The 16296-nt window shown below is 55.7% G+C and carries 14 protein-coding genes and 1 pseudogene; 12 read left to right on the top strand and 3 right to left on the bottom strand.

Annotation, left to right across the window (positions count from 1 at the left end):
* Both CAFEA_RS05285 and CAFEA_RS05280 read left to right on the top strand, forming a co-directional pair.
* The gene (locus tag CAFEA_RS05285; RefSeq protein WP_063937312.1) at positions 1 to 2589 is read left to right on the top strand and encodes a DEAD/DEAH box helicase; all 2589 of its coding nucleotides are present in this window, start codon (positions 1 to 3) and stop codon (positions 2587 to 2589) included.
* Positions 2590 to 2595: 6 nt separating this feature from the next.
* Positions 2596 to 3231 carry a hypothetical protein gene (locus CAFEA_RS05280; protein ID WP_143313320.1) on the top strand — a complete coding sequence of 212 codons (636 nt, stop codon included), beginning with the start codon at positions 2596 to 2598 and terminating at the stop codon, positions 3229 to 3231.
* A gap of 155 nt (positions 3232 to 3386) precedes the next feature.
* On the opposite strand, the gene CAFEA_RS05275 is transcribed toward CAFEA_RS05280, so the two are convergent.
* Positions 3387 to 5246 (bottom strand): DUF4365 domain-containing protein, encoded by a 1860-nt coding sequence (locus tag CAFEA_RS05275; RefSeq protein WP_063937314.1) that lies wholly within the window; start codon positions 5244 to 5246, stop codon positions 3387 to 3389.
* Between the two features lie 587 nt (positions 5247 to 5833).
* Between CAFEA_RS05275 and CAFEA_RS05270 the strand changes: the two genes are divergently transcribed.
* From CAFEA_RS05270 to CAFEA_RS05255, 4 genes are all read left to right on the top strand, one after another.
* Positions 5834 to 6592: a DDE-type integrase/transposase/recombinase gene (locus tag CAFEA_RS05270; protein WP_253704927.1), complete on the top strand. Its 759-nt coding sequence runs from the start codon at positions 5834 to 5836 to the stop codon at positions 6590 to 6592.
* Positions 6593 to 6758: 166 nt separating this feature from the next.
* Positions 6759 to 7472 (top strand): Mu transposase domain-containing protein, encoded by a 714-nt coding sequence (locus tag CAFEA_RS05265; protein WP_253704929.1) that lies wholly within the window; start codon positions 6759 to 6761, stop codon positions 7470 to 7472.
* A gap of 157 nt (positions 7473 to 7629) precedes the next feature.
* Positions 7630 to 8241, top strand: coding sequence for an ATP-binding protein (locus CAFEA_RS05260; RefSeq protein ID WP_253704933.1), 612 nt, complete (start codon positions 7630 to 7632; stop codon positions 8239 to 8241).
* 226 nt (positions 8242 to 8467) lie between these two features.
* The gene (locus CAFEA_RS05255) at positions 8468 to 8662 is read left to right on the top strand and encodes a hypothetical protein (RefSeq protein WP_126858284.1); all 195 of its coding nucleotides are present in this window, start codon (positions 8468 to 8470) and stop codon (positions 8660 to 8662) included.
* A 460-nt stretch (positions 8663 to 9122) separates the two neighbouring features.
* Here the strand turns inward: CAFEA_RS05255 and CAFEA_RS05250 are convergent, their stop codons facing one another.
* A complete protein-coding gene (locus CAFEA_RS05250) occupies positions 9123 to 9818 on the bottom strand; it encodes a hypothetical protein (RefSeq protein ID WP_143313317.1) in 696 nt (231 codons plus the stop codon).
* A 307-nt stretch (positions 9819 to 10125) separates the two neighbouring features.
* Here CAFEA_RS05250 and CAFEA_RS05245 point away from each other — a divergent pair.
* The 4 genes and pseudogenes from CAFEA_RS05245 to CAFEA_RS05230 all read left to right on the top strand — a co-directional run.
* Positions 10126 to 10704: pseudogene (locus CAFEA_RS05245) on the top strand (transposase-like zinc-binding domain-containing protein); the annotation flags it as partial.
* Positions 10705 to 11155: 451 nt separating this feature from the next.
* Positions 11156 to 11389 (top strand): hypothetical protein, encoded by a 234-nt coding sequence (locus CAFEA_RS05240; RefSeq protein ID WP_063937315.1) that lies wholly within the window; start codon positions 11156 to 11158, stop codon positions 11387 to 11389.
* Between the two features lie 125 nt (positions 11390 to 11514).
* Positions 11515 to 12468, top strand: a complete 954-nt coding sequence (locus CAFEA_RS05235; protein WP_076590015.1) for a hypothetical protein — start codon at positions 11515 to 11517, stop codon at positions 12466 to 12468.
* A 659-nt stretch (positions 12469 to 13127) separates the two neighbouring features.
* Complete coding sequence (locus CAFEA_RS05230; RefSeq protein ID WP_063937317.1) at positions 13128 to 13472, top strand: hypothetical protein; 345 nt, start codon at positions 13128 to 13130, stop codon at positions 13470 to 13472.
* Between the two features lie 271 nt (positions 13473 to 13743).
* On the opposite strand, the gene CAFEA_RS05225 is transcribed toward CAFEA_RS05230, so the two are convergent.
* Complete coding sequence (locus tag CAFEA_RS05225) at positions 13744 to 14010, bottom strand: hypothetical protein (protein WP_063937318.1); 267 nt, start codon at positions 14008 to 14010, stop codon at positions 13744 to 13746.
* A 285-nt stretch (positions 14011 to 14295) separates the two neighbouring features.
* On the opposite strand from CAFEA_RS05225, the gene CAFEA_RS05220 reads away from it, so the two are divergent.
* Both CAFEA_RS05220 and CAFEA_RS05215 read left to right on the top strand, forming a co-directional pair.
* A complete protein-coding gene (locus tag CAFEA_RS05220) occupies positions 14296 to 14703 on the top strand; it encodes a hypothetical protein (protein WP_143313315.1) in 408 nt (135 codons plus the stop codon).
* A 171-nt stretch (positions 14704 to 14874) separates the two neighbouring features.
* Positions 14875 to 16100, top strand: a protein-coding gene (locus tag CAFEA_RS05215) for an IS3 family transposase (protein ID WP_143313387.1) whose coding sequence is annotated in 2 segments (ribosomal slippage) — positions 14875 to 15154 and positions 15154 to 16100 — 1227 coding nt in all. Because the reading frame shifts where the segments join, the coding sequence is not laid out codon by codon here.
* Positions 16101 to 16296: the final 196 nt, after the last annotated feature.

The following is a 16296-nucleotide window of genomic DNA, read 5'->3' as shown; positions in this document are numbered from 1 at the left end:
ATGGCACTTCCAATCGCACTTGACCAAGGACTCATCGACAGCATTGCGACAGAGTTCCAGCTACGAGATCCCAATAAGCGTGCGCTGCGCAAGCTCATCTACCACCTCACGGGCGACTTTAACCCGCTAGAGCCGATGGTCATGCACATGGCCACAGGTGCGGGCAAGACCTACCTCATGGCCGCGCTCATTGAGTACCTCTCGCGCTTCGGGGTGAAAAACGTCATGGTGGTCGTCCCACCCTCGACGGTATTGGAAAACAAGACTGTCCAAAACTTCACCCAGGGGTCGCGTCGCTACGTTGACGGCTTCTCCTCTGCTCCCCAGGTGGTTTCGCCTGGCAATTACGGCGCGTGGCGTTCCGGCCAGTCTGAGCTTTTCCGCAATGCCGCAGACGGTCCGATGGTCTACGTCTTTAACGTGTCGCAACTTATCGAGCCGAAGAAAGTCAATGCTCGCGCTGGCACCGAAGAGGGCATGCGCCGAAAGATTCGCGACCACCAGGAAGAGTCCGGCTCGCTCTACGATTACCTGGTCAACCTCGATGACCTCGTGGTTATCGCGGACGAGTCTCACCTGTTTGGCACCTCGGCTAAGGCGTTTAACCAGGCGCTGAAGGATCTCCGTCCCGCTGCCACGATTGGGCTTACCGCTTCGGCATCCGATACGGACCACGTCATCTTCCACTACCCGCTGTATAGCGCGATTGAAGACGGCTACGTGAAGTCGCCGATGCTGGTCTACCGCGAGAACGGCTACCCCAAGGACTCAGCTGAGGAAAGGCAACTGCTCGACGCGGTCTCACTGTTGCGGAACAAAGAGGCGGCCTACGAGGCGTACGGCCAAGCGAACTTCCCCGGAGAAGCAGGCGAGAAAAAGCGGACGAAGCCTCTGCTGTTCGTCGTTTGCGAAAGCGTCGCGCATGCCGGAGAAGTCACCAAGATCCTCCAGGGGCCAGGCTATTTCGGCGATCCTGACGCGGTGCTCCAGTTCGACAACAAACACAATGACGCGGTCACGCTGAGCCGATTAGACGAGCTCGATAGCCCTGCCTCGACGGTGCGAGCCATTGTTTCCGTTGACCGTCTCAAAGAAGGCTGGGACACCAAACGAGTCGCGGTGATGTGTGCGCTGCGCGCTATGTCGTCGGACATTCTCACCCAGCAGACCATGGGCCGCGGCCTGCGTCTGCCTTTTGGTGCCCGCACTGGTGTGGCTGAGCTGGACCAGTTGGACATCTTGAGCCACAAGTCGTTCAAGTCTCTCCTCAAGGACGAGGACGTGCTCCGTTCCTTCGGTCTCGGAGATGCCGCCCAGGGCGCTATCTCCGGCATGGACGTTGAAGAAAGCTTCCGCCAGGGCGAAGGGCAGGTACAGCCAAACCCGAACGGTCTTTCATCCGAGGCTGAAACGAGTTCGGGCTCAGGCTCAACCGCGTGGCCTGACACTCCGACAGCCGAAGCGACGGACGGCGCGAGCGACATCGGCACCAAGGCCGGCGAAACTACCCAGGTCACTGGTGGCAACGCCGGAGGTGTCTCATTCCGACGAGTCGGTGACAACGAGACCATGCAGCGCGCCGACTACATCCCGGCAACGGAAATCAGGGTCAACGAACACTTCGCAGGAAAGACCTTCCTGTTTCCGTCCGCGGTCATGGCGAAATCAACCACGCCGTTCCTTCTCACCCACATCCACGAGGAGGACATTATCCGGGCAGCCCGCCGCGTCGCCGACTCGAAAGAAGCACTCACGCGCGAAGAAATCGTGGTGCGAAGGTCGAAACTCGACACGAAACGTACCACCGACGCGGAAGTCGAATCGGCACCCGTAGCGGAAGACGATGTCATCGGCGAACTTACCCGCCGCGTATTCGGTCTTGGGGTCGTCACCCAGGACAAAAAGAACGCGATCACACTGGCGCAATACGTCCTTCCGACCTTCATGGCGAACGCCGGTATCGACCACTGGACGGAGAAGGCGAAGCAGTCCGCAGTAGACGAGCTCGTCGCACTTGTAAACGACAAGGCACAACAGCACGCCAGCAGCCTGCAAACCGAAACGACCATCGTTCCGGTCGAACTGCCAATTGACGAGGTCGTGACCTTGCCGTTTGGCAAAGAGGTGCTCCAGCAACTCTCTAAAGACCAGCAGGCGAAGTTCAAGCCTCGCGAGTTCTACGACGGCTGGAACCGCGGACTGTTCCCCGCAGCGAGCTTCGACTCGTGGGGCGGAGAGTATCTCCTCGCGCTGCTGTTGAACTACACCTCGGACATCGTGTGGTGGAAGCGCCTCTACTCAACTGACGGTGCGTCGATCATGTACACCACCCGCGACACCTACTACCCCGACTTCGTCGCCCAGGACTCCGACGGCACGATGTGGATTATCGAGGGCAAGTCCGACAAGGGGCGAGATGACGAAACGGTACAAGCGAAACGAGCCGCGGCTCGGGTGCTCGTCCGGGAACTGCTTGGCGAAGAGGACTTCGTCGGCCAGAAGTGGGGCTACGTCATTGCCTACGAGTCCGATATTCGAGCGTCTGAGTCGTGGGAAGACCTCAAGCGGAAGTCGAACCCCGGGGCGTGAGGCGGCGTGGCCGCGACGACCGATGCGGAACGTGGCTATGCAGGTCAACCTGGATGCCAACGAAATAGAGGAAAAATGACAACAAACAGATTCGAAGTAGCAGACTGGCTGCTCCGCTGGGTGGATGAAAACCCCATGAGTCCAACCAGTTTTCAACATCTATCGACCGAGTCCGGCTTCTCGAACGAAGACCTACACCGTTCAGCGAAGATGCTTGAAAGCCTCGAACTTCTAACATGCAAAACGGGCTGGAATCAAGACCTCTTCTACGGGCGACTCACCGGCACAGGCCAACACCTGGTTTTCTCTGGAACATCTGTAGCGGACTACGGAATTAACCGGGGACAACAGAACACCGCTGTAAATGTCCATGGTGATGTCCACGGCGGACAGGTTGGAATCAACAATGAGCACAGCGTAACGATCAACGTCAGCACCGCTCAGATCCAACACCTCATCGACGCCCTGCGCGAAAGCGGACACGGTCAAGTCGCCGAGATCATCGACCAAGAAACCGAAGGCGGCACTCGAACAAACAATCTTCCAACCGCGCTTCGAAAGGGGCTTTCAGTGCTCGGTGACGCCGGCAGTGCCACAGCCATTCTCGGTCCAGTCGCAACTGCACTTCTGGGACTCTTCTGACGAATTACGCTCGGAGTTAAATCGTCTGTAATTTCCACCCCGATGGCAGTTCATCCTCTTTACCCATGAACTTCACGGGGTCGACTTCGGCCCGCTCCCACTTACGAAGCTCCGTCTCTCCCAGTCTCCTGACGCGGAATAGAAGTCGTTTACCGTTAGAGAGTAGATCTCAACATACAACGCTGCCGATATTCCTCCCACTTGTCCGGTTCCGAGCCTCGCTTACGATCCGCGATCACGTCAGATCGGTTGGTGTGGAACCGGTAGATGGGGGTCTCTTTGAATCGAGATCTATCCCCATCTTCAGTACGGGAAAGCCAGAAATCCACTTCTCCTGATTGGCCCAAAAGTACAGATGCACCAGCCTTCAAAGCTGACGAGAATTGCCCATCGGACGGCAGCATTTCGCGAAACTCTCTAATTTTCTTATAGTCAACGTCCCCGAGTTCATTAAGCCTCGCTTGGATCTGCCACTTATTGATCTGTGCAATGTCTTTCATGCCAGGATCGCTAGCCACCAATTCGGATAGCTCAAGCGCAGCCTCAAGGAATTCCATTCGTCTATCCGCATAGAAATCGGCAGCTTCGATCAATTTGAGCACCGTATCGTTCGCCCATGACGATCTGTTGCATTCGTCTACATACGTAAGGTACTTATCTTGAATGTCGGAAAGCCCCAAGTTCAAAGTTTTGCCGATGGCTTCCACGTCGAGGATTTCGAATACCGATACTCGCAGATAGTCTTCAGATCCGTCGCTAGGTATCCACCAGAGCTGCCCAGGCCCCAAATCGTTAATTCCACAAACCTTCAATTGCCCGCGTTCATCGGTGTCATGGGCGATAAGCCTTAATTGTTTCTCCCCCACCTCAACAACAAATTGTTGAGGCGGAGCGTAAGACATTTGCAAATTTTGAGAGTCCACGAAATGCTCGATCAGGTGCCTGAGCAGTACAGACGGCTCTAGCACGTCTTGAGCAGACATTAACGAAGTATCTACTTCCAATTTACGAAAAAACTGGTTGGCCTTTCGCGCAAACTCTAAAGTTCCAGTCAGTCCTTCGAGTGACTTTGAGTTCAGACTGCTCGAAACCTTCTTCCCACCAATTTCAACGACACCGGTTTGGACCCAGTTGCTTAAGAACTCGAGGTTAGTCAGCGTTTCTTTGAAGCTAGATTCGAAACTTAGCCGTACATTGCCCGTTCGTTTTCCCTTAGTCACTTCAACGCGGAGCGTCGGTGTAATCGCGATTTCCAATAGCTCGTTATTTATAAAGTGGCGGTGCGCATCGGTGACAACAATGTCCCCGGTTTTAAGGGACACTGCCATTTCTTGTGGAAGGTAATCCTCCGGCCAGTATTCAACCACGCCTGGAACTGGAATCTTGTTTCCGTCGTCTAACTCAATCTGGATGTGCGATGGCGTGCTGGTGCCTATACCGACCATTCCTGGTTTCGAAAAATCGATTGGGTCTACGGTATTAATCTCCAAACCGGTTGCTGACGCTACCATCTCGTCAGTAAGGACGATATCGAACCGTTGACATTTTTTACTTGCTAGAGAGAGAATTCGGTTTTGGGCTATGTGATCTGTAGGAAAAGGATCCATGACTACCTGCATGGATTTTCTCCCACCCATTCTTTTTAGTTCTTCTTGAATATCAAACGGACCGTATATCCGAAAATATGCCCTGCACTCTTCGTTTTTCATGTGCACAACGACGAAAATCACACCATTATAACCTTCGAACGCTCGCAAATACTTCTTCTTCATCTTGAACTTTGCCCGGTTTGCGAACCGTTCTTTCTGTTTCAGTTCATGCCCCTTAACTTGGGCTCGTACCGCCCATTTAAAATTGTCTACCTTTTTCGATTTGTCGGGTAGGTAATGACGAAACTCTCCGTCGACTAAAGGAGTTTTGTCATTTGTTTGCAAATCTGCTTCGAGGGTCTGATTCTGCCGCACGATATGCTTGATGTAAGCGACAGCTGCGTCCTCAATATCGTCGTTGTTCAATAAACAAATCCGTCTCAGGGTTGAATTTCCACTTGAGTCCTTGGGCATTTTTAGTAAAGACTACCAAGCAGGACCACCCAAGTGTCTGCTCCAAATTTGGTTCGCGTTTAAGCCGTCGAAGCAGATGAGCAGTGCACTAAAATTTTTCTGCCACCTACACCAGTGTCAACAAGGATCCGTTAAAACGGTGCAACAGTTCGCGGATTTTGTGTACATTTAGCCTACTCACACAAAAACACATTATTGAAGCGGTTCTTGCTGCGGACTCGGTCCTCGCAACTGCACAAAAGCCCCATTCGGCAGCTCGCTCGTGATGCTGGATAGTGAACTAGTTTCAATTTCGAGGCTCATCTGAGACCCACTGGATTTTCACGAGGCACCGTCGCGCGCGCTGCCTCGCTTTTCATCACCAACAGGGCAACCTCTCATTCCACGAGTGCTGCGGTGGCAGCTGTTGTGCGGTCGTATCTAGTAACACCGTGGTGAGTATCGAGTAACGCATTGGTGAGCATCCAGTAACAGTCCGGGGGAGGATTCTGGTGACCGCGTGACTTCAGGGCACGCGGCGTTACCAGAGGAGTCTGATTGTGACTGACTACCGGGCGGTAATGGATCAAGTGCTGAAAGGCTGGTCTGTCCGCCAAAGCTGTTCGAGTTCGCGGTGCTCGCACACCACGGTGCAAAAGGCTCGTGATGCGCTGGTGGAACACAACATCACAACCCGTGAGCAACTTCGTGGGGTTGTGGATCATGAGCTGGCGGACTGGTTCGTCGACGGGCGCAGCCATGCTCAGGGGGATTTCGTCCCGATCGATTTCGACGCTGTCGCCAAAGCGCGCACCGGGCGCAACAAGGTGACCCTGCAGGTGCTGTGGGGCCGCTACACCGCACAGCCTGCGGGCACAGGCCAGCGGTACTACAGCTACGAGCGGTTTCGCCAACTTGTGGCTCAACACGTTGATGCAGCCGGGCTGACCGCCAGGATCACCCATGCCCCGGGCCATACGATGCAGGTGGACCGGGCAGGCACGACGATGCGGTTGTTTGACCCCACCGGCGGACAAGGCTCGAAGGTCAGCATCTTTGTCGCCTCGCTGCCGTATTCGGGCATGGTGTTCGCCTGCGCGTGCGCGGATGAGCGCCAGGACGCGTGGCTTGCAGCTCATATCCGCGCGTTCGAGTACTTCGGCGGGGTTGCCGAGGTCATCGTGCCCGATAATGCCTCAACGGCTTCGAATGCGATCAGTGCCGCGGACAGGAATCGCCGGGTCAACTCCACCTACGAGGAGTTTTTGGAGCACTACAACACCGCCGCGTTGCCGGCTCGGGCGAAACGCCAAGGATAAGGCCAGCGTTGAAGCTGCAGTCAAGATTGTCACCCAGCACGTCATCCACGCACTCGATGGACACCAGTGCGCCGGAATAGACGAGCTCAACGCAAAAATCACCGTCCTGGTCGATGGGATCAACGCTGCCGAACCGTTTCGCGGCAATGCGACGAGCAGACGCGCATTGTTCGATCAGTTCAAACGCGACGTGCTCACCGCGCTGCCTGAAACACCGTGGCAGCGCACCGAATGGAAACGCGCCAAAGTCGCGCCCAATTTCCACAGCAGAGTGCACAACGCGCATTACTCGGTGCCCAACCAGCTGGTGGGCCGCACCGTGGACGTGCGTATCACCGGTGACAGCCTCGCCGTCTTCAACGCAGGGCAACGTGTGGCCACCCACCAACTCGCACGTGCCCGCGGGGTGTATGTCACCGACACCGACCACATCCCGGCGAATATAGGTGACACCCGTGGGTTATGGACAAGCGAGTACTTCCTGCGCGAAGCCGCCAAGATCGGGCCGGCCACCCGCCAGGTGATTGCTGAGCTCATCGAAGCCAAAGCGATCCCTGCCCAGGCGTACCAAGCGTGCCGCAACGTGCTCAACATGGGCAAACACACCAACAAGCCAATCCTCGAAGAAGCCTGCAGGCGGTTGGTGTCCACCGACGGCGCCAGGCGTGCTGTGTCGTATACCGCGGTGAAGAACATGATGGCCGCCGTGCGCAAAGACACCTCCACACGACCTACCGGCACTGACCTGCCAACCGATCAACCAACCGGCAGACCCGCTGACGGCGCGCCTGCCCCGACAGCGCGTGACACCCGCGGCGCCTACCTCGGTGGTGCTGCCCAGTTCAGCCTCGAAAACCTCACCAAGAAGGGATCTGCATAACCCATGCCCCACCCACAACCAGCATCAGCATCTGCTCGCTTCCTCGACGAATCAGTCCTGCCGATCTTTACCGACCTGCGCATGACCGCCTTCGGACAAAGCGTCATCGACATCGCCACCGATCCCGCATTCGACGACTGGAGCTTCTTAAGACAAAGTGCTCTACGCACTCGATAAAGAGGTAGCGGCCAAGCGTGAGAGGCGAGTCAACAAACTGCTCAAAGCATCCCGATCGCCAAACCCCGATGCTTGTATCGAAGACATCACTTACACGCCCGGCCGCACCATCAACAAAGAACAAATCACCCGACTCGCTCACTGCCAATGGTGCCAAAGCGCACAAAACATTGTCATCCTGGGCAAATCCTCCGTCGGCAAGACCTACCTCGCCCAAGCACTGCTCACAGCGGCGTGCCGAAACGACTACTCCGCACGCTTCTTCCGCACCGACACACTCGCCAACCACCTCGCCGTGCTCAAACACGACGACCCAGCCCGCATCACATTCCTCGAAGACCTCCACCACACAGACGTGTTAGTCCTCGACGACTTCCTGACCACCCCAATCGATGCCGCTACCGCACACCAACTGCTCAACATCCTCGCAGAGCGCGAACCCCGCGGATCCACCATCGTGACATCCCAGTACACACCCGACGAGTGGTACAAATCCATCCCGGATGCCGTCATCGCCGAATCCATCCTCAACCGACTCGTCGCCGGCGCCGAAATCATCACACTCGAAGGCACCAACATGCGACTGGACTAATAACCCCACCGAAACCCCAAAACGCCCGGGTGTTACTCGATACTCACCCGGGCGTTACCCGATACTCACCACACCGTTACTAAACACGTGGTCTAAACAGCAAGAACATTTTCACTAACGCATTTCCGTTGTCTTTGGCGAACTACATGCACCTTGAGCGCGATCTATCCATCCCGGTTGTGACGGCATATGTCGAAGAAGAGATCATTAAGACCCGCTCGCGTGGATGGAGCACGTCGCACGCGACGCGGAGCAGGCCGCTGCGGAGCGATGTGGCCAGATTCGTGCCTACGAGCAATCCGGCGAGCGTGGCGAGACCGGAGCGAGTGCTACCCGTACATACGTCCGCACGTTCTGCCGGGCCGTGCGGGCAGGTGTGCGGTGGGAGGACGTCGCTGCGTCACCCATGGCTACCCCCTAAAAACTCCCGCACAATGTGTTTATGTCCAGCAAGTAAAGACGCCGCCCGAGGTAAGTCCAGGGCCGCGTCTTTACTTGCTGGCGTCGTGTACCCAAGTCGTAAGAGATCTATGCCCTAACTGGGGTCCGCTGCGTCTTCAATGCAGTAGCGCCGATAAGCAGTAGGAAGAGGATCAGAACTACTATACGAGAGAAGAAAGACGGAAAGAATACCGATATGACTACGCCGAAAACGATAGTCGGAATTCCATAACGCCAGCTGTCGCGATGCTTCTTCACGATTGCAAGGTAAGCCGTTCCGCCGACTCCCAGAATGAGCGGAATTAATCCAAGGGCTAATTGATCCCCTGGCCTGGTGCTCCCAGCTTCGAAGTGGGTCGACAAAAGAGTACATCCCGTGAGGGTGAGGATGTGGAAAACGACTTGGAGTAAAGCTACTCGCTGATTCATGGGATCTCCTCTCAGCAGTAGTCTGAGTACACGGGCGGGTAGTCCGCCTGAACTCCTATCTTGAGGCCACGATTGGTGGCAACCGCAGTGACCGCACGTCCGCCGAGCTCGACCAGGCTAGGTGCGCTGGCTGCGGCAAGCACGAAACCAATCGCTGTACCTACAGGTCCTCCGAACGCGGTGGCTGCGGCCTCAAAAGCTGCGGCAAGGGCAACCGGTCCTGCGTCAGCAGCGGCGACGATTGCTGCCCCAGCACCGACTAACAGGTCATTGTGGGTGAAGCAAACTGATGAGCCGTCACGATAAGCGTACTCAACGGGGGTGGTCGAGCTACTTGAACTGATGGGCGCGTCGTTGGAAGAGCTACTCAAGTTCATTGGCTTCCCCAGAACGGACTCATGCAAACGTTCCAGGTCTTGGTCACTGAAGCCGTAGTTGTCCGACAGCTCGCGATCTGAAGCGGTGGTTGCAATCTTGCCCTCTTCGTCGACGAATGTCGGTCCGGCTTTCGACACATTCTTTACGAACTGGACATCTTCAGGCGACAACTTCTGTCGCGTTTCTGCTCCTACCACGTAGGCGCCTGTTTGGGGTGTTTCGGCCGCTTGGGCAGGGCTGGTTATTGCCGAAAGTGATAGGCCAGCGGCGAGAGCCACCGAAGCTGCAAGGCGTGCATCCCTCGACCATTTACGAGTGGGATTCTGCATATGATGGAACCTTTCTTATGATGGGGGCGCTGTTAGTGCGCATGCCAGACGCTAGCTTTGAAACGAACTGTGCACAGCTCATTGCCACATGTTAGGCACTTTCGTTTCCACCCCTTTTTAGGGTAGCGAAGAATGCGTGCCTTGGGGGTTAAACGACAAAAAGTGTGTCCGGAATCGCTGATTTTCAGAGGTTGACCTCTGGGTTTTAGGAATATATATGCTCCAGGAGCATATATCTGGCTCCCGGACGGGAAATCCACGGTGTGGTTGCCGTGGTGTGCTACACGCGGCGTGGTGTGGTGTCGCAATGCCAAAGAACCGACCACGCTGCTTCTGCGACGGCGAAATGAAACGCAACGGCACTACTAGCAAAGGCACCACTAGGTGGCGCTGCAAACAATGCGGTGCCTCCAGCGTCAAGCGCCGCAGCGACATCACCAACGCAGCAGTATTCAGCGCCTTCATCGATCACCTCACCACTGGCGTCAACCTCGATACTGCTGCCCGCCGTCTGGGATGCTCGCCGCGAACATTGCAACGCCGCTTTGAACCGTGCTGGCTCGTCGATGTGCCGGATCCCACCACCGGGCACGTCGGGCGGGTCTACGACCAGGTGTTTCTCGACGGCACCTACACCGCCGGCGGCTGCTTAATCGTCGCGGCGACGATCGACCACGTCATTGCCTGGCACTGGTGCAAACACGAAACCACCCGCGACTACCAACGACTGCTCGAACGCATCGAAGCCCCACTCATCACCGTCATCGACGGCGGCCAAGGAGCATTGAGCGCGATTAAATAGTGCTGGCCCACAACCAAGATCCAACGCTGCCTCGTGCATGCCCAACGGGTGGTGCGCCGCTACACCACGTCCCGGCCACGCACCCATTCCCTTCTGCCGCCAATGCGAAAATGCCCTGAAAACGACAACGATTCGTCAATTTGGGAGCGTTTTTCTCTGCTCGAACACGACTTCTAGGCCGCTGCCCTCCCCTAGCGGATGTGGCGGTGCTGTGCCCCCGTAACATCTGCAATCTCACCTTGTTGCGTCCAGTGTGTGCTTTGACCTCCACATTACAGTCGCCAGCAGCTGGCCGACCCAGCCTCGCGTGAGACGAACCGTGGAGTCGCCGATTCCGATACCTCGTGAGTTCTTCAACTTGTCGTTGCGAGACTTAATCATATTTCGCTGGCCGTAGACTTCCTGCCACTCCGGGGTGCCGTACGCTGGCCCTTGCTGGAGCCACCTAGCGCCGTCCTCGATGGAGTTTTTGATAGTCACCGACGCCTGACGGCAAATCGCGGGTGGCGCAGCAGAGAAACCGGACACGTCAGAAATGGTTAGTTCAAGCCGCTGTTTAGCGACCGACGCGCCTTCGGAGGACGGGTACCGGGCCACAAACGACACGCTGTTCACAGAGGACGTATGGGAAGTCTGGGACTGTACCGGCACCGAACTGCTGGGCCGCGCCAAGTCGTATGAGACGGGCAAGCACATTGTGCTCCGGCTTCGAGGCGATGGCATGAACGCCGTGCTCACCAAGACAGCCCGCTCGTTCCACACCGTCTAGCAGTTCTTCGCTTTTCACCCGCCTGGCCTAAGGCACACACCTTGGCTGGGCAGGTTTCGCGTTTGAGGCAGTCTCTTTTTCAGTATCGAGTGACGTGGCCTACGGGTATGGGTACGTTTCGAACCATGACCGACCACAACGATGAGCAGGAATACGACCACAATCAGCCGTCACAACCGCAGCCCGGTACCGACCACGCCCGCAGTGCTCGTCTTGAGCAGTGGCTACGGGACATCGTCTGGAATTCCTATGACCCCAGCGTGTTCGCGTCGGTGCCCAAACCGAACCTCGGTTTCGACGCGAAATCAATTCTTCCTGACATGGACCCGACAATTAACGCGTCGATTCTCGCTTCGATACCCGGCACTCCGTCACTTGCTGAAGCTGTCAACTCGAAACTTGCCGCCACCATGCGCAGCGTTGCCAAGAAAGTCGAAGCAACACTCGACTTGGGCGATGTTCTCGATGCCGCGACCTCGTCAGCCGAGTCTTACATCGGAAAGGCATTCAAACTTGACGACCCGCTGCCATTTCTCGAACGGTTTCATAACGACTTCCTTGTCGCCTACGGTTCGTTTTTCCTTGCCTCAGGACGAGTGGAAAACCTGCTTGCTGACCTCTGCGACGTGGAGTTCAGCAGAGATGAGCACTTCGGGGCAACTATTGAAGCCCAGCAAAAGGTCAGCACCATGCGAGAGGCTATAGCGAAAAGGTCTGAGTGTGAAACATGCCGAGAAACGGCGCGTGGCCTCGAAGAGGCTCTGAAAATCCGCAACATGTTAGTCCATGGCGACTGGACTATCGGCAAAGACATTGCCAGTGAAAAGGAGGCGGCACGATACTCGATGCTTCGGTTTATGCTTCCGCACTCGCTTGTCATCAAACGCAAGCCGATGCGTGACAACGACTTCGAAAAGAAAGTTGCGAAGTGGAAAAAGCGGGGCAACCTTGACCAGGCCGACATTTTGAGCGCGCAGTCCGTTTCGTTAGGACTTGTCGAATCGTTCACCGAGAAGTTTGTCGGCGCGGGCGACGTGCTGGAAGCCGAGTTGCAGAAGCACAGGAGAGAACGGTCTTAAGAGGCGCATTGAAAAGGGCCGTCAGCGAAGGCCACGCTGGCGCGAAACCCCGCCAGTCGTTGGACGGCGGGGAACAAAATAGCGAGCGCAGAGATTCCGGTGGGCAAACGGGCTCCGTGGTGCCGGCGGGCTATTTCTGACTTGCGGAACGCACAATCCTCCAGAGGGCGTAGCCCAGCGCGGCGAACAGGGCGATGATTAGCAGGATGATAAAAACTTCACCGATTCCGAGGTTCATGGTGTCTCCTTCGATATTCCGTGAGTTACGTGATCTTTCTAATATTTTAGGACGACAGGTGGAAGATGGCCCACGTCTAATGCGTGGCAAATTCGTCCGACTACGCTGAAGTTTGGAACTAAACCAAAATCGTCGTGGAACTAAGTCTGGAACTGCGCCGCGTTGGTGGTGGTCAGGGGGTTTTCCGAAACCCCCCGCAACACCCCGCCACCAACAAAAACCAAGGTGGCGGGGTGTTACCCGTTCTCGGGCACTACTGTCCGCGTCTCATTTGGCTGTACCCTAATTGAAAGGGAACGTGAGTGAAGTGTGTTGGCCACAAGAGGTTGCGCTGGATAGAACGTGGCACCACCATCCCCATTCCTTTAACTGGAACGGTGCCAGGGAGACTTTACAGGGGAGTCCAATTAAGGAAGCTCTAATGAAATTGTTAAAAACCCCACTCTGGAACCTAGAGGGTGGCGAACCGGCAGACGTTGACCATCATGTTGTTCGGATTAAGCTGTACAAAGATGAAGTCGTTGCGGAGTTTACGATTTCAGAGCTATGCAGCTTTTTTGGCCTTAAGGATCTGCATTGTTTGCGGCTACAATTTGAGGTCTGGCATGAATTGGCATCGTTCGAATGGGACTCTGAGGAATGTGTGCATCTTGAGCAAAAGCCGTTCACGGACTACTTTCACGCTTCAAAGATTTCCCATTGCTACGCTCCCCCCTCTCCTGATGCTGATCGTGGGGGATGGGAATGGGGGATGAAAAAGCTGTGAACATTAGGTTAAGTTCTCGGGGTGTGAACCAGAACGGGGCATCATGGTCTCATGATGAGTCTCAGTAAGAAATTTGTAATGGCCCTCTGGCAGCCTTGGTTATAATGCTCTCTGCGGCACCCGCCGCCAACGCGTGCCCGTTCCGAACAGTTGCGGCGCGGCGCAGGCTTTACCGAATGAACGGTAAAAGTCTATTTTCCGCGCTTCGCGACCTGTCGCTATTGGCACGAAAGCGGCGACGTTGACGGCTGTGTCGCGGTGCGCCCGCCCGTCACGCCTGCTCGCTGCCCAATGCGGCCTGCTCTACGTCCGCAGCGTCGCTGCAATCGTCGGCAGCGTTGTCGAGCGCGTCCGCCGCCGCCAGCCAATCGTGATCATCCCAGCCGTCCGCAGCGTCGAGTACGCGAAGGAATCTCGCCGCGCTTTTCATCAGCACATTCGCTTCCTGCGCGTCATTTAGCAGGGTCTCGCGGGACAAGTCGAGCGTTGACGACTCGGCGGGAGAGCCGTACTTCAGTTCGAATTCGCGAGAAATCATACCCCCACCATATCGAACGTTCGATATAAACCGCAGCACTCTTCACAACGCCCCTACCAGCACATTAACCACGCTCAGGGGCAAAAATAAACCTAGCCTGTTCGCAGTGGGCCCAGGTGCGGAGTTCGAACACGAGTTGTGCTGCGCAAGGCGTGCAGTGCTGTTAGGGTTGAACGCGACGCCGGGTGGAGCGGCTGAGCTTCGTAGAACAAGCTCTTCGGGGTTTGCGGGAGCTGGGGGAAGCTCCGATTTTTAGATAACCGACAGCGTGAAAGGAAGACATTCTTGACTATTTTAGCGGTAAGTGAACTGCCTATTTGGCGCCTGGACGAGCTAGTCGAGTCACAACCGCGTACTTCAATCGGGAATCTTCTGCTACGAATCCGCTGCTTTGAGGACAAAGATAGTTTTGCAGAATTTACCGTAAATGAGTTAGTACATCTATACGGTTATAGCGATTTCTCTTCCTTCGTCAAACAGTACAAAATCTGGCATCAAATCGGAGCATTTGAGTGGCTCCCCGAGCAGCGTGTAAATCAGGAGAAGATCCCTCAGAGCGATTACATGCCCAAGACATTTATCTACGGCGGGAGAGTTGAGTCAATTCCCCCCTCTCAAGAGTGGGGAATTGACTATTGGGGCGCACGCCGATCTCCCATAGAGGATTGGGAGATCCCGCAAAATATCCCCTAGAGAACGCGCGCTACACCGACATGTGCATGCAGGTGTTGAGTCAAGACTGTCGAGCTGAATGGAATTTATGCTTACTAGCTCGGCGGAGAGTGTCCGATTCTTTGTGTGCGGGGGGTTGGTTCTGAAGCGTCCTGGGTTTAGTTCCTACCTCAGCTAAGGAAGGATTGAACTATGCCTAGAAAGTATTCCGTCGAGTTCAAGGAGAAGGCGGTCCATCAGATCATCGAAATGGTCCGCTTGGAGTCCTGCTCATTGCAGCGTGCCTACGAACAGGTCGGAGAGCTCCTCGGCGTATCACGCCACACATTGCGGGCGTGGTACCGCGACAGCGCCTCCACACGAGATGGCCGCACAACGCCGGATAGCGAAACAATGGAAGAAGAACTCAAGCGTTTGCGCCGAGAGAACCGTGAACTGAAGCGAGCAAACGGGATTCTTAAGACAGCTTCGGCTTTTTTCGCAGCGGAACTCGACCGACCCACGACCAAATGATCTCTTACATCGACACGTATAAAGATCAGTTTGGGGTCGAGGCCATCTGCCGAGTCCTGAAACAAGCAGATCGTGGATTCATTACTTCACGCGGCTACCGCAAAGCCACCACACGCGTTCCCAGTGCAAGGGCCTTAAGCGATAGCCTTCTCATCCCAGAAATACAGCGTGTGCATGCGGAGAACTTCTCGGTCTACGGTATCCGCAAAATGTGGCACGCGATGAACCGTGAAGGTTTTCATATCGGTCGTGACAAGGCTGCACGACTGATGAAGCTAGCAGGTGTTTCTGGCCGCAGACGTGGACGAACCCCTGTGACAACGATTAGCCCGAAGGCACCGGATCATCGCCCAGACCTAGTACAGCGAAACTTTCGTGCACAAGCACCAGGCAGGTTGTGGGTTGCCGACATTACCTATGTTCGCACTTCGTCGGGATTCGCCTACACCGCATTTGTAGTTGATGTCTTCAGTCGGAAAATTGTTGGTGTTGCTACACGCTCGACGATGCGTACCGATGCGCTGCCGATGGAGGCTTTGGAGCATGCGTTAACGACTGCAGGGCGAATTCATGGAAACCAGTTAATTCACCATAGTGATCGGGGCAGCCAGTACGTGTCACTGAAGTATTCCACTGCGCTAGCGGAATCCGGAATCCGTCCGAGTGTGGGAACAGTCGGCGATTCTTATGACAATGCTCTAGCCGAAACAGTCAATGGTCTCTACAAGGCGGAACTGATTCATGCCCAAGGTCCGTGGACGTCGGTCGGAGAAGTCGAACTGGCCACCTTGCGGTGGGTGCATTGGTGGAACACCAAGCGGCTTCATGAAGCTTTGGACTACGCCACCCCACAGGAAGTAGAAACCGAGTACTATCTCACCCAGCCCATCAACACAGGGCCGTAAAAGAAGCGGAACTAAACCCAGGACGCTTCAGTTCTTTGACATTGCGACACCACACCACGCCGCACATAGCACACCAACGCTGCCACACCGAGGATTGAACGCTCGAGACCCAGATATATGCCCCGGAAGCATATACTTTCCTGAAACCTACAGGTCACCCCATGAAAATCGGCGATTCCGGACACACATTTTGACC

Origin of the sequence: Corynebacterium afermentans subsp. afermentans, assembly GCF_030408355.1 — a bacterium.
Classification (GTDB): domain Bacteria; phylum Actinomycetota; class Actinomycetes; order Mycobacteriales; family Mycobacteriaceae; genus Corynebacterium; species Corynebacterium afermentans.
This window is presented reverse-complemented; position numbering and strand designations above follow the sequence as displayed.

Bases quoted from the DNA above. Each gene is read 5' to 3' on its own strand.
- CAFEA_RS05285 (WP_063937312.1), top strand. From the start codon at position 1: ATGGCACTTCCAATCGCACTTGACCAAGGACTCATCGACAGCATTGCG.
- CAFEA_RS05255 (WP_126858284.1), top strand. From the start codon at position 8,468: ATGGAGCACGTCGCACGCGACGCGGAGCAGGCCGCTGCGGAGCGATGT.
- CAFEA_RS05250 (WP_143313317.1), bottom strand. From the start codon at position 9,818: ATGCAGAATCCCACTCGTAAATGGTCGAGGGATGCACGCCTTGCAGCT.
- CAFEA_RS05240 (WP_063937315.1), top strand. From the start codon at position 11,156: ATGGTTAGTTCAAGCCGCTGTTTAGCGACCGACGCGCCTTCGGAGGAC.
- CAFEA_RS05235 (WP_076590015.1), top strand. From the start codon at position 11,515: ATGACCGACCACAACGATGAGCAGGAATACGACCACAATCAGCCGTCA.
- CAFEA_RS05230 (WP_063937317.1), top strand. From the start codon at position 13,128: ATGAAATTGTTAAAAACCCCACTCTGGAACCTAGAGGGTGGCGAACCG.
- CAFEA_RS05225 (WP_063937318.1), bottom strand. From the start codon at position 14,010: ATGATTTCTCGCGAATTCGAACTGAAGTACGGCTCTCCCGCCGAGTCG.